The following is a 15,271-nucleotide window of genomic DNA, read 5'->3' on the forward strand; positions in this document are numbered from 1 at the left end:
ACCCTAAATATTCTCTGCTATAGCAGTTCCCATTTCATCTGTAGAGCATACCTTTTTTGCACCGTATTTTGCCATGTCAGAAGTTCTGTATCCAAGATGCAGGGTTTTTGCTATGGCGTTTACTATCATATCAGCTGCTTCTACTTCATCCAAAGAGTATCTAAGAAGCATTGCCGCACTTGCTATGGTCGCTATGGGATTTGCTATGCCTTGACCCGCGATATCTGGAGCTGATCCGTGAATAGGCTCATAAACCCCTATCTTTCCACCTATGGAAGCTGAAGGCAAAAGACCTATGGAGCCACTTATCATGCTGGCTTCATCACTTAAAATATCCCCAAAAATATTGCCTGTTAGTATGACATCGAACTGTTTTGGATCTCTTACAAGTTGCATCGAAGCATTATCGACATACATATGAGACAATTCCACTTCAGGATAATCTTTTGCAACTTCCTCAGCTGTTTCTCTCCAAAGTTGACTAACTTCAAGAACATTTGCCTTATCGACCGAACAAACTCTTTTTTTTCTCTTCATTGCTATATCAAAAGCTATCTTGGCTATCCTTTTTATCTCATCTTTTGTATAAACCATGGTATTGTAAGCTCTATCTTCAAGTTTTTCTCGTGGCTTGCCAAAATATATACCACCTGTCAACTCTCTAACCACCATCAGGTCAACGCCTTCCACAACTTCTCTTTTTAAAGTACTTGCTTCAGTCAATTCATCATATATCTTTACGGGTCTTAGATTGGCAAACACACCAAGTTCACTTCTAAATCTCAAAAGTCCGGTTTCGGGTTTTTTCTCTCTTGGCAAATCATCCCATTTGTAACCTCCGATAGAGCCGAATAAAACCGCATCACTTTTTAAAGCACCTTTAACTGTTTCTTCGGGAAGTGGATCACCGGTAGCATCATAAGCACATCCTCCCATAAGATACTCTTTGTAGTTGAATGTTATATCACATTTTGCTCCAACGGCATTTAAAACTTTTATAGCTTCATCAACTATCTCCGGACCTATACCGTCACCTTTTATAACCGCTATATCATAACTTTTCACTACTTAGCCCCTACCATTTTTTCTTTTGCATAATTCATCAAACCGCCACTTGAGAGTAACTCTTGCATAAAAGGCGGTATCGGGGTAAAGTTATATACATTTTTTTTATCTATATCTTCGATTTTTCCGTTTTGCATATCAATTTTTATAAGATCTCCCTCGCTTATCTCATCACACTCTTTAAGCTCAAATATGGGAAGCCCCATATTGAAAGCATTTCTATAGAAAATCCTTGCAAATGACTTTGCAACTACCGCTGCGACACCTGCTGCTTTTAAAGCTATAGGAGCATGCTCGCGGCTACTGCCACATCCAAAATTCTCTCCCGCTACTATGATGTCTCCGGGATTTAATTTTTTTATAAACTGGGGATCTGCATCTTCCATGACATGTTCGGCCAATTTATGAGGATCTGAAGTATTTAGATATCTTGCCGCTATAATCAAATCGGTATCTATATTGTCACCAAATTTCCAAACTTTTCCGGTTATCGTATCCATATATTATTTCCTTACTATTCAAATTAAGGAGATATTTTATCAAAATATGGGTATAATTAAGTTTAAACTGATAAGGGGCATCTCTAAAAACCTTATAATACTATTAATGTATAGGGTTTTTAAGAATACTCTAAAAACTAGAAAAGGTCATAAAATGTCAGCATATGTATTTGGGCATAAAACCCCGGATTCTGATTCGATAGTGGGAGCTATATCTTTGTCATATCTTAACAATAAGCTAGGTATAGATTCGATCCCTTCCAGGCAGGGTGAAATATCTCCCGAGACAAAGTTTATACTTGAAAAATTTGATGGACAAACTCCTGTTTTAAAAACTTCATATGCAAGTGAGGAAGTTTTTATAGTTGATACAACCGACTTGGCACTTTTGCCTGTTGATATACAAGAAGCTACCGTAAGAGGAGTGGTAGATCATCATAAACTTGGGGATTTGACTACTTCAACTCCACTTGAATGTTGGATAAGACCTGTAGGATGTTCAAATACAATTATAAAAGAGATATATGATCATCATAACGTTCAAATACCAAAAAATATAGCGGGCATGATGTTATGTGCTATCTTAAGTGATACTGTCATATTTAAGTCTCCGACTTGCACTGATATAGACAAGAAAGCAGTTAAAGAGTTAGCCAAGATAGCTGAAGTGTCAGACTATAAAAAGCTTGGCATGGAAATGTTTACAGTCAAATCGGATGTAAAAAATACAACCGCAAAAGAGCTTTTAAAAAGAGATTACAAAGAGTTTGATATGGGAGATAGCAAAGTCGGGGTAGGGCAACTTGAAGTAGTTGACTTGAGTCTTTTTGATGATAAAAAAGAGATGCTTTTTAAAGAGATGAAAAAAGAAAAAGATGAGAGTGGGCTTCATACGATTATATTGCTACTTACCGATATCATGACTGAGGGTTCGCAACTGCTTTGTGCCAGCGATGATGAAAGCATCATAGAAAAAGCTTTTGATAAACCGCTAAAAGATCATCAAGTATGGCTTGATGGAGTTTTAAGTAGAAAAAAGCAAATCATACCTTTTTTACAACCTCTTTTCCGATAGTTAACTCTTTTTATGTTATACTTTTTAACATAAAACTTAAAGGCAAAAAATGTCTGAAGAATTTGAGTCGCAATATGATCTGTTGGTCATAGGTGGCGGAGCAACAGGAGGCGGTATAGCTTTGGATGCAACTCTTAGAGGGCTCAAGACTATACTTGTAGAACAAAATGACTTTGCAGAAGGCACAAGTAGCAGAAGCACCAAACTGGTTCACGGCGGCGTAAGATATCTTGAAGATGCCGTCAAGCACCTTGATAAAGAACAGTTTAACCTTGTCAAAGAAGGGCTAAAAGAAAGATACAAACTGCTTCATAATGCTCCTCACCTTTCACATACAGTTTCACTTTTGACTCCTTTATACCATTGGTGGGAGGTTCCTTACATATACGCAGGGCTTTTTTTGTATGATATGATTTCCGGTAGATATAGAATAGGCAAAAGTACTATAGTTTGCAAAAAAGAAGTTCTAAGTTCAAACCGTTTCATAAAAAAAGAGGGGCTAAAAGCTGCGGTTAAATACTATGACGGCGCTTTTAATGATGCCAGAATGGTTATAGCACTTATTCAATCAGCTGAAGAAAAAGGTGCGATTGTAAAAAATTATATGAAAGTAGAAAGCCTTATAAAAACTGACGGTAAGGTTGTCGGTGCAACCGTATATGACAAAACCAATAACGAACACCATGATATCTATGCAAAGTATATAGTAAATGCAACAGGGCCTTTTTGCGACAATATAAGAAAAATGGCTAATGATACCATAAAAAAAATAATGAGGCCAAGCAGTGGAACGCATATAGTGCTGGACAAAAAATACCTCCCTTCAAAATCAGGCATAATGATACCTAAAACAAAAGACGGCAGAGTTCTTTTTATGCTTCCTTATCTTGGAAAATGCCTCGTAGGTACCACCGATAATGAAGCTAGAGTAGAGGAGCATCCAAAAGTACCCCAAAGTGATATAGATTATCTTCTTGAACATATCAATCATTATTTTGATGCCAGGATAACCGAAGAAGATATCATCTCTTCTTTTGTGGGCTTTAGACCTTTGGTTGACCTTAACCATGATGACAATACGGCAAGTTTGGTCAGAGAACATATCATAGAAGAGCTTCCATGCGGGCTTATAACCATAGCCGGTGGCAAATGGACCACCTATAGAAATATGGCGGAAGGCTTGGTTGACAAACTAAGCAATAATCCTTGCCTTACTCATGACTATAAGGTCATAGGTAGCAGGCATGATTTAAAAACCGTTAAGAAAGAAATTCTAGATACAACAAAAGATTCAGTCCTGACAGATAGACTTCTTTCACTTTACGGTGATAGAGCGCTCAAAGTCATCGAAATTGCAAAGGAAGAAGGTTTTTATATGATTGATGACAAGTATAAAATTTTAAAAGCTGAAATTTTATACTGCATGAGATATGAATACATAAAAAAACCGCAAGATTTTTTAACCAGAAGGATTTTGTTGGAGTATACGGACAAAAAAGAGGCTGATAGACTTTTGGATAGTGTTGCGACTGTAATAGCACAATACAATTAGATAAAGGAAAGTAGTGAAACCCATAGACTTAAACAATCTTTTCCCTAAAAGGAAAATAGATTTTGACGAAAATGAGCTTTTTGATGTGGCAGTTATAGGAGGCGGTGTTGTAGGATGTGCCGTTTTTAGAGAGTTCTGCTTAAATGGAGCAAAAACCGTACTTGTAGAAAAGGAAAATGATATCCTTGAGGGTGCGAGCAAAGGAAACAGTGCGTTACTGCACACAGGGTTTGATGCGCCTGTCGGCACACTTGAACACCAATGTGTTCAAAGAGGGTATGCAGAGTATCTAAAGATAAGAGAGAAGTTAAATCTTCCTATCTCTAAAACATCCGCACTAGTAGTCGCATGGAATGATGAACAGCTTGAAAAATTTGACGGCATATTGGAAAAAGGTTTTACCAACGGCGTAAAAGACCTTGAAATAATCGATAGAGATACACTTTTAAAAAGAGAACCTAACTTAAGCAAGGATGCAAAGGGTGCCATATGGGTAAAAGGAGAATCGGTTATAGATGCCTGGAGTGCCCCTTTGGCATATTTAAAAGAGGGAGTCGCACATGGTGGAAAACTAGCATTTTCTTGTAAAATTACCGATGGAGAGTTTGAGAGCGATCACTGGAAACTTAACACTTCAAGGATAGACATCAAAGCCAAAATCGTTATAAATGCGGCGGGATTGTATGGTGATGAAGTAGAAAACATACATAAAAAAGATAGCTTTAAAATCATACCCAGAAAAGGACAGTTTTTAGTTTATGACAAAAGTGCTTATGATCTTGTAAACGCTATCATCCTGCCTGTTCCCACAAAAAGAACAAAGGGCGTAGTCATAACAAAAACAGCCTTTGGCAATATACTTGTCGGCCCTACAGCCGAAGATCAGAAAAGCAAAACAGACTCTTCAACAGTTGAAGAGACTTTAAAAGATTTGCAAAAAAAAGCTATAAAAATGGTACCCAAACTAAAATATCATGATATAACGGCAACTTTTGCCGGTCTTAGACCGGCATCGGATGAAACATATTATCGTGTCAATATTGATAAAGAAAAAAAATGGATAACACTTGGCGGCATAAGATCAACGGGGCTGACCGCATCATTGGGTATAGCAAAATACATATTTGAAGAGCTTGGAGAAAAATATGAGAAAAAAGAGCCTGACGATATATCCATATCCGTACCCAATATATCACAATTTACCAAGAGAGACTTTGAAAAAGAGGGATATGGGAAAATTGTATGCCATTGTGAACTGGTAACTGATAGAGAGATAAAAAATGCACTAAAAGGCGAGTGTGGTGCCGGAACTCTTGGAGGCCTCAAGAGAAGAACAAGGGCAGCCATGGGAAGATGCCAGGGTTTTAATTGTCTGCCTAATATCGCAGAACTTTGCGAAAAAGAGAGTGAGATATGATAAATGAGATAGATATAGCCATCATCGGCGGAGGAACATCAGGGCTTGCTTGCGCTATAGAATTAGCAAGACTAGGTTGTAAAAATATAGTGGTTTTCGAAAGAGAGGAAGAGTGTGGAGGAGCCCCCAGACACTGTGGACATAGAGGTTTTGGCATAGCTGAGTTCAAACAGTTTTTAACAGGTGGGGAATATGCAAAAAAACTTTATGGTAAAGCATTAAACAACAATATCACTATAAAAACTTTACATAGTGCATATAAACTAGAAAAAGACAATCTGCTTTATTTCAGCACGCCATCGGGAATTGTGAAATACAAGGCTAAAAAGATAGTTTTTGCTACCGGTGTCAGAGAAACGCCAAGATCATCGAGACTAATCGGTGGCATACGAAGTCACAATATCATAACTACCGGAGCTTTGCAAAGGTTTTTGTATCTAAACAAAAGAGTACCTTTTATAAATGCAACGGTCATCGGAAGTGAAGATGTTAGTTTTTCAGCACTTTTTAGTTTAAAACGACACGATATCACTCCAAAAGGAATAATAGAGAACAAAAGTGATATTCAAACATACTCTTTACTTGCTCCTATCGGTAAATATATCTTGAAAACGGATATCTATACAAAGGCAAAAGATCTTTTTATAAACGGTAAAGATAAAAATGTGACAAATATAACTTTCAACCAAAATGAGAAAAACAAAAAGATAGAGTGTGAAGGAGTTATTTGCAGTGGCGGTTTTGTACCGGAGAGTTTTGTTCTGAGGAAATATTTTGAGAGTTTCAATTTTCATAATGACTCACCACATATTACACAAAATTTTCAAACAAAAGAAAAAGATATATTTTTAGTCGGCAATGCCATAAGAGGAGCTTTAAGTTCCTTTAGCTGCTACTATGAAGCTAAAAAGTGTGCTAATGCGGTATTTGACTCTTTAAAAAATGACAAACCCTTAGATCTGGTAAACATTGAAGTGGATGAAAATATCGATTGGTATTATCCCTCTATGATAGACATAAACACTCCATATGATGTTTTAACGAATCTGAAACTAAAAGATAGTGGAAGTTACAGGATAAAAATTTTACTAGATGGGAAAGTTATGCTTGTAAAAAACGGCAGCTTCAAAAGCCACCAAAAGATAAAAATCCCAAAATTAAACATAGATTTAAAATCCGGTAATGAGATTTATGTAATGCTGAAAAGGGTTGATGGGTGAGTATAAAATCAGAATAATTAATGAAATAACATCAAAAAATATCAAAAATAGTTGTAATATTTGAATGGAAGTTGATATTTGATATAATAATACCAAGTCCAACAGAAAGGAATTTATGTCTCATAATTCAAGGCTTAAAAATTATATCGATTATATCTGTTTGCTTAAATATCAAGAACTTGACAAAGAGAAAAATCGCCTTGATGGGATAAAGCTAAAACACTTAAAAGCGTTCCCTTTAAAACAGTTAAAAGCGTGGAGTACACTGCATTCTCCAAGCACAAACCAATCAAATTCAGCAAATATAATAAAAGGCATAAATACTGTTACTGTTATTTTGATTTTTATCATTTTTTTAGCAGGGTTATCTGTAGGATATGGACTTATAAGCTACAGCGGACAAGAACCTATCAATATTTTTCATTTTTTATTTGTCGGGGTTCTTTTTCCTTTGTTTACACTGTTTTTAAATATTATTGCTATGGTCAAAAACAAAAGTGTTCATAGTGAATTTTTATTGAAAATATCGCCGGCTTATTGGCTTGATAAACTTTTAGAGACATTTCCCTCTTTTAGGATAAACTTCATATTTGAACCATTGATTTTAAACTGGTTGATTTTAAACAGGATACAATTGCTTACAATCTCCTTTTTATCAGGTATTCTAATATCTTTGATAGCAATCGTTATCTCCAAAGATTTGGCTTTTGGATGGAGTAGCACTTTAAGTATATCTCCAAAAGAATTATATGACTTTTTTCAAATTGTCTCTTTGCCATGGGATTGGCTTTGTCACTGCGGTTCTCCATCTTTGGAGCTTATACAAAAAAGTCAATTTTTCAGATTAGGTGGCAAGCTTTCAAAAGAGTATATAAGCCATGCGCAACTTCTTGGTAACTGGTGGCAATTTTTAGCTTTTGCAATTATTTTTTGGGGAATTTTTTCAAGAGTTGTTTTACTTTTTATTACAAAATATTTCTTAAACAGAGCTATAGACAAAAGTTATTTACAAAATGAAAAAAGTAAAGCTTTATTGCACAACTTAAATACCCAGATAGTTAAAACTCAAGCAGATACAAAAGAAAATGTTTTATCAAAAAATAACAATTTCATAAATACAAAAGATATTGACAGTTCTGATATTTCTACTGTCATAGGATGGAATATAGATAAAAACAGGCTGGACATTGTTCTTGATTATCAAAATATAAAACCAAAATTCACTTTTTTAGCAGGCGGAAACAATACACTTGAAGAAGATAATAAAATTTTGCATTCTATAAAAGAGGAGCCAACGATAATCATAAAATCTTGGGAACCACCTACTGATGAATTTTTGGATTTTATAGAAGAGTTATCAAGAAAAACTAAAAAAATAGATATTTTGCCCATAGGTACTTCACATAATTCATATATTCCGGCGGAAAAAGATATCAAAATATGGCATAATAAATTAAAAAAATTTCAAAATATATGGATGCTTCCATGAAAGATATACCCAGATTTGCAGTAGTAGGTCATCCAAATAAAGGCAAAAGCTCCATAGTATCAGCTCTTGCACAAGATGACAGCGTTCAAATATCAGATATCCCAGGGACTACTAAAAAAATAAGAGTTTTTCCTTTGAAAGTTGATAACAGAGTTATTTATGAGCTTATAGATACTCCCGGATTTCAAAGAGCAAGGAGTGTTTTGTCCTATATTAACAAAGAAGGACTTAGTGCACATGAAAAATTCGAAAGAATCAATAAATTTATAAATGAAAATAGAAACAATCCAAAATTTAATGATGAGATAGAATTACTTGAGCCGATAATGCAAGGAGCAGGTATCATATATGTCGTAGATGGTTCAAAACCTTATGGATTAGAGTATGAGCCACAAATGGAAATACTCAGATATACAGGAAGAGCATCTATGGCTCTTATAAATATGATAGGAGATGAAGATTATAGTATTCTATGGAAAAATGCTTTAAACCAATACTTTAAAATAGTTAAAACATATAATCCCCTAAAAGCAAAATTTAGTGATAATATAGAACTTCTTGAAGCTGTATCTTATCTAAATGAAAAATGGACAAAAGAGGTGAAAGATTCTATCTTGATATTGAAAGCAAATCATGAAGGAAAGATAGAAACCACCGCCTTGGTGATAGCTCAAAATATAGTAAATTCTATAACTTTGACCCAAAAGATACATTTAAAAGGAAAAGAAGCAACAAAAAAAGAAAAAGAATTACTTAAGCAGCAATACAAAAACAAACTGATAAGTTTAGAGCTAAAAACTCAAAAAGATATTGAAAAACTATGGCATCATAATATACTTCAAATCGAACAAGATGAGTTAAATATCTTAGATAACAGTCTTTTCTCCAAGCAAAGCCAGTCAATATTTGGATTATCTAAAAACCTATTGTTCTTAACCGGTCTTACTTCGGGTGGACTTGCAGGAGCAGGAGTGGACATGGCAGTAGGTGGTTCGTCTTTAATGGCAGGAAGTATTATAGGTGCTGCAATAGGCGGAACAGGTGCGGTTTTTGGATATGATAAATTAGCCGATATAAAAATCCTCGGACAAAAAATAGGTAAAAAAGAGTTGAAAATAGGTCCTGTAAAAAATATAAACTTCCCTTATATATTACTGAATCGCTCCTTGCTTTATGCCAAAATCATCATAAACAGAAGCCATGCTTTAAGAGAAAAAGAATTTTTAAAATCAAATGAGAATATATCAGAACAATTCATAGACAGCAAAACAAGAAAAAAGTTGGAAAAATTACATATAAAGTTTAGAAAATCAAGCGAAGTCAAACATCAAGACATTGAAGATTACAAACTTATAATACTTGATATCTTGAAAATGATATAGGTATTAATTTTTTACCTGAAAATACAAAAAATCATTTAGGCATATTTTCAAGATAATCGGTAAAGATAGACTTGACACCTTCACTAAAAAGCCTATCTCTTATCTTTTGAGAATTTACCGTATAAACATTTACATAAAAGTTGTGTTCATTTAATTTTTTTACTATATCTTCTTGTGCTAAATTCACACAAGGATGATATGCAAAAACACCTAGTTCCTTTAAATAAGACACAAGATTTGAAGGATGTTTTTCTTCTACAAGCGCGGCTGTTAAAATAGTCGGGATATACTGTTTTATCTCTTTTATATAAGAGTGGTTAAACGATGATATAAGCAAAAATTCATCCATATGATACTCTTGGATTATATCGGCGATTTTTTTTACTGCTGTTTTATCAAAAGGGGTATCTCTCATCTCTTTTATCTCGATATTCAATGGCATATCATACTCTCTTGAAAATTCCAAAACTTCAGATAATTTGGAAATTCTCTGAGGCTTTGGATCAGTATGAATTTGAGTATTTTTCATCATTTTAAAAGGGTCCTTTTTATAAAACCAACTTGAAAAATCAAGCTTACTTATCTCATCATATGTATAATCAGCAACTTTATACGGTTTTGTAAAACCTTTATGTTTATCTACATCACTTGTTCTAAAAAGAGTATCATCATGTATGATAACAGCCTTTGCATCTTTTGTAAAACATACATCAAGTTCTATAAAATCACATTTGCCAATCGCAGACTTAAAAGCTTCCATAGTATTTTCTGCTTTTATAGATCTATCACCTCTATGAGCGGCTATGAGATGCCCTTTCTCTTTAAAAAGCTTTTCCATTCTCATCAGCAATATCCTATATAAAAACAATCTTCATTTAAAAATTCATGGTGATGGATAAGCAATACATCTTTATCGATATTTAAAACAGCATATGTCGGTTTCTCTTCATTTGTCAGATACTCTTTTTGTTCATTTGGTTTGTATGCAACTTCAAAAACTGTACTTTTGGTAGAATGTAATGAGATACCACCTTTTCTCATTTGAGTGATTCTGTGCAAATGACCAAAAGCTATATGTTTCACATTATTATATTTTTCTACTATATTCCAAAACTTCTCTTTGTCTTTCAAGTTAGCAACAGTATCCATTTCATATAAGCCTGACGGTAAAGGATGGTGGTGCATAAATATATATATATTCTTGTCAGCTACACTTTGTAAATTTTCCTGAAGCCACTCCAATCTTTTTGAACAAAATGTTCCAAAAGGCTTATCTTTTGCATTAGTATCAAGAAATAAAAAAGCAAAGTCATCATCTTCTATAGCATATTGGGCAAATCCGTCATTTTGCAAATCAGGGAAAAATTTAAAAAACAACTCTCTGTCATCGTGATTGCCAATGATAGGGTATATGGGTATTTGACACTCTTTTATGATATCAAAAAAAGTTTTATAAGCTTCATGTGATGGTGTATCAACCAAGTCTCCGCTGATGACTATCATATCAGCATCGCCATGGTTTCTTTGGATGCTTTGCAAAGCTTTAGCCAATCTCAAAGACGGGTCTATCCCATACAGGTTTTTTCTACTTTTTTGTATGATATGAGTATCACTCAAATGGATTATCTTCAATTTTTCCTGCTGATATAGAGATTGACCAATGCTACTATGGTTATGACAAGCACAATCATAAAAGATACGGCATTTAAAACAGGGGTTGAGCTATACTTGATACGACTATACAAATCAACCGGCAAAGTAGGATCCGAACCTATAAGAAATATAGTGGTATTGAAGTTTGAAAAACTTATCAAAAATGCTACAACAAACGCCCCTATGATCGCCGGTCTTAAAAACGGTATGGTAATATACCAGATGGATTGTAATCTTGTAGCTTTTAAACTTAAGGCTGCTTCTTCTAAGGATCTGTCAAATTTTTTAAGTCTGGCTCCCACTAAAAGCATTACGTAGGTGGCACAAAATGAAAACTGACCCAAAACAACAAGCCAAAAACTAGGGCTTAAAAACTCTACACTCCATCCAAACTTTTGCTCCAGATAATTTCCCAAAAGTGTTGAAGAGATGAGTATGGATATACCTAAGATTACTCCCGGAATTACAAGCGGTGATAGAGCCAAAAAGTATAAAAGCCCCTTAAATCTAAACTTTTCTTCCTCAAAAAGAAGTGCTGCAATAGTTCCGACAACAGTAGAAATGGTAGCAACATAAAATGCGGTTTTTATACTGACAACTATACTGTCAAGCAAATCTTCATCTGCAAACAATCCTGTTCTTTGGTCAGTATTTGCAAAAAACCAATCCAGAGTGAAACCTTTCCAAGGAAGTGCTATAAAATCGGAGTTGTTAAACGCCAAAACAGAAATAGTAATCAAAGGTATAACCAAAAATATAAAAAAACATGTGATATAAAATCTGTATGTGTATTTGTATAACGGTGAATTAGGTAATGAGCGAATCATGATCCAACCCTTTCAAGTTTTTGACCGGTTAGCTTTAAAGCTATCCAGATTATGAATGATGATATTATCAACAACAAAAAGCCAAATGCCGCTCCCTCACCCCAGTTAAATGTGGATAAAAATTCATTGTAAATCTGTTCGGTAAACCAAAGAGAGCTTTTTCCTCCGAGTATATCAGGCACGACAAAATCACCGATCACAAGCATAAATACTATAATTCCTCCTGAAGTAATACCCGGCATTGAGTAGGGGATAATAATCTTGGTAAAGATATCCCACTTTGACGCTCCAAGGTCGCTTGCTGCCTCTATAAGAGAGTCATCCAAACTCTCCAATGTTGACATAACGGGAACTATCATAAAAAGCATAGAAAAATAAAGCAACCCTATCGTCATACTGAAGTTTGAATATAGCATTTTGATAGGCTTATCAATCAAGCCGATATAGATAAGAAATTCATTTATAACTCCATGGTCCCCCAATATTATCATCCACCCGTAAACCGTTACCAACTCTCCTACCCAAATGGGTATAAGAAGAAGTAAAGTCAAAAAACTGGAGTATTTTTTAGATATGACTTTTGTCAGATAAAAAGCAACCGGAAAAGTTACGACAAATGATAAAATCGTAATTCCGATAGCATATGCAGCTGTATTTACAAAAGTAAGCCAATATATTTTATTTTTAAAAAATGTCGCATAATGTTCAAGAGTAAACATTTTACCACCGGCTTCACTATCACCTTGAAATGAACTTATAAAAAGATCTATGTGCGGTAGCACTATCAGCAACACCAACCACAGCAGTACAGGCACTATCAATAAATAAAATGTAAAATTAAACCCTTTTTGATTTTCCATAATTATTCCCTAATAGCATTTTAAATTATCATAATGTATCCCGACTTCTATAGTGTCACCTTCTTGTATATTTTCAAACTTGGCATTTTGCGGAAGTGATATCAGTATCTCAGCTTGGCTTGTCTGCTCAACTGCTGAAACTTTTGTATTGGAGCCGTCAAATAAAACAGTTTTGATCTTGACATTAAATCTTGTTATATCTTTAAGGTCATCTGTAGGAGCAAGTATAAAAGCTTCCGGTCTTATATATAAAACTTCGGGATTAAAATCCAAACCTTTCTTTTCAAGCTTCCATCCGGCTTTGGTTATGATGAAATCACCTTCTCTTTTTTTCAATTCAAGCCTATTGCTTTCCCCGACAAAACCGGCAACAAAAGCAGTTTTTGGATTTTTATATAAGTTTCTAGGAGTGTCTATCTGCTCAAATCTGCCTTTGTTCATAACGGCGACTTTATCGCTCATAACCAATGCTTCGGACTGATCGTGGGTAATGTATATAAAAGTAGTTCCAAGCTCTTTTTGAAGAAGTTTTAGCTCTATCTTCATATGTTCTCTAAGTTTCCTGTCAAGCGCACCAAGCGGTTCATCTAAAAGTAGTATAGAAGGTTTCATTACCAAACTTCTGGCAATCGCAACCCTTTGTCTTTGACCGCCTGAGAGTTCCGTAACCTTTTTCTTTTCAAACCCCTGAAGACTGACTCTTTCAAGCATATCTGCCACTCTACTGTCAATTTCCGATTTGTTTAATTTTTGCCTCTTAAGTCCAAAAGCGACATTTTCTTTAACATTCATCATCGGAAAAAGTGCCAAACTCTGAAAAACAATATTGACAGGTCTTTTTTCAGGAGGGATTCCCGTCATTGACTTACCTTTTATATATATCTCTCCGGATGTTTGAGGAATAAATCCGGATATCATTCTAAGAAGTGTAGTTTTACCGCATCCCGAGGGTCCTAGAATGGAAAAAAATCCTCCTTCTTCTACATCAAAACTAACATCTTTTACGGCAGTAAATTCTTTAAATTCTTTTGTAAGATTTTTTATCTCCAGTATTTTACCCATATTTGTTTCTCCTTATATAGTAAAAAATTTCATAAAATACTTTACTATATACTACACTAGAGAAAATTCTCTAGTGTAGAAATGAGAAGCAAAGGGGTTATTCTGCAGCTTTTATCTTATCAAGTGCTTTTGCTTCGATATCGGCAAATCCTTCAGGAAGAGCATCATACCATTTTATATTTTTTAAATCTTCTTGTGAATAAGATCTGTTATAGTTAGTCTTGATTTTATCATCAAGATATTTTGATGCATCTTTTGAAACAGTCATGTAACTGCTTTGATTTGTAACATATGCGGCATTTTTAGGTTGCAATATAAAATTGATCCATTTGTATGCCCCTGAGATATTTTTTGATTTTGCCGGAATTGCAAAAGTATCTATCCATCCAAGCGCTCCGCTTTTTGGGCAGACAAAATCGATATTTTTGTTTACGTCATGCACCTGCCAACCTATAGCATCCCATCCTGATTCAACCCAAACATCGCCATTCATAACAAGAGCTTTTTGAGTATCTCCGCTTGTCCAGTATGTTTTTACATATTTTTTAGCCGCAATTAATTTGGCAGTAACTTTGTCTATAAGTTTTTTATATGCTTCTTTGTCACTATATAACTTAAATGGATCATATCCCATTCCAAAAGCTGCACCTATAAGGATAGGTCTTTTTAACCTGTAAGAAATATGACCTGCATATTTTGGATTCCAAAGATCTGACCAGTCATTTGCTTCAGGAGCCATTTTCTTGTTGATGATCAATCCTGTAGTACCATATATATAAGGTACGGAGTAAACTTTACCGTCAACTTTACTGATTCTTTGAGCAGCTTTGAGCATCGGAGTTGCTATCTGATCAGTTTTTATCTTACTGTAATCAATCGGGTGATAGATATGAAATTTCTTTTGTACAAAACTGATCCTGTCCACACTAGGCTGAGCAAGGTCAAATCCACCGCCTCTTGTAGCTCTAAGTTTTGCTATCATCTCTTCATTGTTACTATATGTAACTTTAACTTTGATGCCTGTCTCTTTTTCAAACTTTTTAACAAGTGCTTTTGGGGCATACCCTTTCCAAGTTATAAGCCTAAGAGTTTCTTGAGCCATAAGCACACCTGAAGTCAACATAAGTGCCGATGCACCAAGTAGAACAACTTTTTTCATTTTAACCTCC

14 protein-coding genes are annotated in these 15,271 nt (G+C 34.7%); 6 read left to right on the forward strand and 8 right to left on the reverse strand.

What is annotated here, in order from left to right:
- Window positions 1-3: 3 nt before the first annotated feature.
- Both leuB and ACZ47B_RS03150 read right to left on the reverse strand, forming a co-directional pair.
- Window positions 4-1,065 carry a 3-isopropylmalate dehydrogenase gene (gene leuB / locus ACZ47B_RS03145; protein WP_464895229.1) on the reverse strand — a complete coding sequence of 354 codons (1,062 nt, stop codon included), beginning with the start codon at window positions 1,063-1,065 and terminating at the stop codon, window positions 4-6.
- On the reverse strand, window positions 1,065-1,565 hold the full coding sequence (locus ACZ47B_RS03150) for a 3-isopropylmalate dehydratase small subunit (RefSeq protein WP_464895230.1): 501 nt from the start codon (window positions 1,563-1,565) through the stop codon (window positions 1,065-1,067). The genes leuB and ACZ47B_RS03150 overlap by 1 nt, the downstream gene beginning before the upstream one ends.
- A gap of 154 nt (window positions 1,566-1,719) precedes the next feature.
- Here ACZ47B_RS03150 and ACZ47B_RS03155 point away from each other — a divergent pair, with 154 nt between their 5' ends.
- From ACZ47B_RS03155 to ACZ47B_RS03180, 6 genes are all read left to right on the forward strand, one after another.
- Window positions 1,720-2,640, forward strand: a complete 921-nt coding sequence (locus ACZ47B_RS03155) for a manganese-dependent inorganic pyrophosphatase (protein ID WP_464895231.1) — start codon at window positions 1,720-1,722, stop codon at window positions 2,638-2,640.
- Between the two features lie 49 nt (window positions 2,641-2,689).
- Window positions 2,690-4,192, forward strand: coding sequence for a glycerol-3-phosphate dehydrogenase/oxidase (locus tag ACZ47B_RS03160; protein ID WP_464895232.1), 1,503 nt, complete (start codon window positions 2,690-2,692; stop codon window positions 4,190-4,192).
- A 13-nt stretch (window positions 4,193-4,205) separates the two neighbouring features.
- A complete protein-coding gene (locus ACZ47B_RS03165; RefSeq protein ID WP_464895233.1) occupies window positions 4,206-5,609 on the forward strand; it encodes an FAD-dependent oxidoreductase in 1,404 nt (467 codons plus the stop codon).
- Window positions 5,606-6,829, forward strand: a complete 1,224-nt coding sequence (locus tag ACZ47B_RS03170) for an NAD(P)/FAD-dependent oxidoreductase (RefSeq protein ID WP_464895234.1) — start codon at window positions 5,606-5,608, stop codon at window positions 6,827-6,829. Before ACZ47B_RS03165 ends, ACZ47B_RS03170 begins: the two co-directional genes overlap by 4 nt.
- 115 nt (window positions 6,830-6,944) lie before the next feature.
- On the forward strand, window positions 6,945-8,318 hold the full coding sequence (locus ACZ47B_RS03175; protein WP_464895235.1) for a DUF2868 domain-containing protein: 1,374 nt from the start codon (window positions 6,945-6,947) through the stop codon (window positions 8,316-8,318).
- A complete protein-coding gene (locus tag ACZ47B_RS03180; RefSeq protein ID WP_464895236.1) occupies window positions 8,315-9,700 on the forward strand; it encodes a DUF3482 domain-containing protein in 1,386 nt (461 codons plus the stop codon). The genes ACZ47B_RS03175 and ACZ47B_RS03180 overlap by 4 nt, the downstream gene beginning before the upstream one ends.
- 31 nt (window positions 9,701-9,731) lie before the next feature.
- On the opposite strand, the gene ACZ47B_RS03185 is transcribed toward ACZ47B_RS03180, so the two are convergent.
- The 6 genes from ACZ47B_RS03185 to ACZ47B_RS03210 all read right to left on the reverse strand — a co-directional run bounded on the left by ACZ47B_RS03185 (window position 9,732) and on the right by ACZ47B_RS03210 (window position 15,261).
- Window positions 9,732-10,544, reverse strand: coding sequence for a glycerophosphodiester phosphodiesterase (locus ACZ47B_RS03185; protein WP_464895237.1), 813 nt, complete (start codon window positions 10,542-10,544; stop codon window positions 9,732-9,734).
- Window positions 10,544-11,332 carry a phosphodiesterase gene (locus ACZ47B_RS03190; RefSeq protein ID WP_464895238.1) on the reverse strand — a complete coding sequence of 263 codons (789 nt, stop codon included), beginning with the start codon at window positions 11,330-11,332 and terminating at the stop codon, window positions 10,544-10,546. The genes ACZ47B_RS03185 and ACZ47B_RS03190 overlap by 1 nt, the downstream gene beginning before the upstream one ends.
- Entirely contained in the window at window positions 11,329-12,180 is an 852-nt protein-coding gene (locus ACZ47B_RS03195; RefSeq protein WP_464895239.1) for an ABC transporter permease, read from the reverse strand. The genes ACZ47B_RS03190 and ACZ47B_RS03195 overlap by 4 nt, the downstream gene beginning before the upstream one ends.
- On the reverse strand, window positions 12,177-13,040 hold the full coding sequence (locus ACZ47B_RS03200) for an ABC transporter permease (RefSeq protein WP_464895240.1): 864 nt from the start codon (window positions 13,038-13,040) through the stop codon (window positions 12,177-12,179). Before ACZ47B_RS03200 ends, ACZ47B_RS03195 begins: the two co-directional genes overlap by 4 nt.
- Before the next feature lie 9 nt (window positions 13,041-13,049).
- The gene (locus tag ACZ47B_RS03205; protein ID WP_464895241.1) at window positions 13,050-14,102 is read right to left on the reverse strand and encodes an ABC transporter ATP-binding protein; all 1,053 of its coding nucleotides are present in this window, start codon (window positions 14,100-14,102) and stop codon (window positions 13,050-13,052) included.
- 97 nt (window positions 14,103-14,199) lie between these two features.
- Window positions 14,200-15,261 carry an extracellular solute-binding protein gene (locus ACZ47B_RS03210; protein ID WP_464895242.1) on the reverse strand — a complete coding sequence of 354 codons (1,062 nt, stop codon included), beginning with the start codon at window positions 15,259-15,261 and terminating at the stop codon, window positions 14,200-14,202.
- Between the last annotated feature and the right edge of the window lie 10 nt (window positions 15,262-15,271).

The organism is Thiofractor thiocamini (assembly GCF_055384375.1).

What these genes read in the sequence shown, in the direction of transcription:
- ACZ47B_RS03210 (WP_464895242.1), bottom strand. Translation starts at nt 15,261, where the DNA reads ATGAAAAAAGTTGTTCTACTTGGTGCATCGGCACTTATGTTGACTTCA.
- ACZ47B_RS03205 (WP_464895241.1), bottom strand. Translation starts at nt 14,102, where the DNA reads ATGGGTAAAATACTGGAGATAAAAAATCTTACAAAAGAATTTAAAGAA.
- ACZ47B_RS03155 (WP_464895231.1), top strand. Translation starts at nt 1,720, where the DNA reads ATGTCAGCATATGTATTTGGGCATAAAACCCCGGATTCTGATTCGATA.
- ACZ47B_RS03195 (WP_464895239.1), bottom strand. Translation starts at nt 12,180, where the DNA reads ATGATTCGCTCATTACCTAATTCACCGTTATACAAATACACATACAGA.
- ACZ47B_RS03200 (WP_464895240.1), bottom strand. Translation starts at nt 13,040, where the DNA reads ATGGAAAATCAAAAAGGGTTTAATTTTACATTTTATTTATTGATAGTG.
- ACZ47B_RS03170 (WP_464895234.1), top strand. Translation starts at nt 5,606, where the DNA reads ATGATAAATGAGATAGATATAGCCATCATCGGCGGAGGAACATCAGGG.
- ACZ47B_RS03150 (WP_464895230.1), bottom strand. Translation starts at nt 1,565, where the DNA reads ATGGATACGATAACCGGAAAAGTTTGGAAATTTGGTGACAATATAGAT.
- ACZ47B_RS03175 (WP_464895235.1), top strand. Translation starts at nt 6,945, where the DNA reads ATGTCTCATAATTCAAGGCTTAAAAATTATATCGATTATATCTGTTTG.
- ACZ47B_RS03160 (WP_464895232.1), top strand. Translation starts at nt 2,690, where the DNA reads ATGTCTGAAGAATTTGAGTCGCAATATGATCTGTTGGTCATAGGTGGC.
- ACZ47B_RS03185 (WP_464895237.1), bottom strand. Translation starts at nt 10,544, where the DNA reads ATGAGAATGGAAAAGCTTTTTAAAGAGAAAGGGCATCTCATAGCCGCT.
- ACZ47B_RS03180 (WP_464895236.1), top strand. Translation starts at nt 8,315, where the DNA reads ATGAAAGATATACCCAGATTTGCAGTAGTAGGTCATCCAAATAAAGGC.